Origin of the sequence: Dietzia sp. Die43, from assembly GCF_024519835.1 — a bacterium.
GTDB classification, from domain to species: Bacteria; Actinomycetota; Actinomycetes; order Mycobacteriales; family Mycobacteriaceae; genus Dietzia; species Dietzia kunjamensis.
In genome coordinates, this window is the sequence record NZ_JALJRF010000053.1 from 1 (window position 1) to 1,397 (window position 1,397).

The window sequence follows — 1,397 nt, forward strand, 5'->3', positions numbered from 1 at the left end:
TAGCCCCCCTGATTCATGGGGTGTGGGAGATTCGGTTCTCTACGGATGTCGCGTCCTGATTGGCGAGTAGGCGTGCGGAAGCTCCGGCTAGCGCTGCCGGTGGGCGGGTCTCCGGGTGGTGCTGTCGTGGGCGGGCAGGTGAGGTCAGGCGGGTTTGGGGATCGCGGCGATCGTGTGGAACACCGCCTCGATGGCGACGGCCCACGGCCAGGTTTCGGGGATTTTCACGCGTCGTCGGCGGCTGCTGCGGGTCAGCAGGGCCGCGACGTGCAGGAATCGGTAGCGCATCGCTTTGGGCTCGCACAAGGCGAGAACGGCGGCCTCGCCGATGCAGGCCAGCAGCCGCGTCCACGCGATGAGGTCTGCGGCGATCATGACCGCGACGAGCCAGGCCTGGTTGACCGCGAATTCCCGCGAAGGAAGGCGGCCGAGTCCGGTGTCTTTGGCGTGTCGGATCCGGTCCTCCACGCGGGCGTGCGCCCGATGCCGCGCTTCGAGGAACTGCAGTTGACCGACGGCGGTGTTGGTCACAAATGCCTGGTAGCGCCACCCGTCGAGTTCCTCGAACATCGACAGTTGGGCGCCAGGGTGGGGTCGTTCGCGGCGGACGATGACCCGCATCCCGTCTGGCCACTTGGCGAGCATCCGTGGGGAGAGGAACCCGGTCAGCTCGGCGACCTCAGCCCCGGGCCGCAGGTCCCCGCCCTGGTTCAACGCCGGCCCCCACGTTGCCTCGGGAGCCATCGCGATCGCCCGCCGGATCGGGTTGGTGACCGCGAATCCGACCGAGTACTCCACCTGCCGACCGCGGACGCGGTTCTGGTCGGTGATCCATTCCAGCAGGGCGTGGGAGGCGCCGGCGCCGTCGGAGCGGATCAGCACATCACGCCGGTGAGCGGCGGGGACCTGCGCAATCGCCTGGCCCAGGACATCGATGTGGTCGGCAGCGGTGTTCGACCCGGCGTTGCCCGGCCGCAAGCTCGCGGCGAGGAACTCTTCTGTGTTGTCGCACCACACGCCGATCGGGTGATACCCGAACGTGCGCTTATAGGTTGGCGCGGCCTGCTCTTTTTCGCTGTGGGTGGCCACGATGGTGGCGTCCACGTCGAGCACGATCGTCGATCCCAGGTCCCGGCCCGCGCACTTCGAGGCGGGCACCCCGCCGGGCAGGTGGGACCACACGTGCCGCCGGGCACGAGCCCGCGCGACCTGGATTTTCTTGCGTTTACCGGCGGTGACCTCATCCAGGGTGCGCCACACCGTCGGGGACGAGGCGACCGGCCCCAGGACCGTGGATTGGTGGCGCAGGACGCGGATGTCGGCGATGGACTCCCCGCCACCCGTGAGCATCACCGCGACATCGGTCAACACCCTGCCACGGTCATGGATCGGGATGG

At 68.7% G+C, this 1,397-nt stretch carries 1 protein-coding gene; it reads right to left on the bottom strand.

Going from position 1 to position 1,397, the window contains the following annotated elements; translation table 11 throughout:
• Window positions 1-144: 144 nt before the first annotated feature.
• A partial coding sequence (locus NR111_RS18170) for an IS1380 family transposase (protein ID WP_256821619.1) occupies window positions 145-1,397 on the bottom strand: 1,253 nt, incomplete at its 5' end.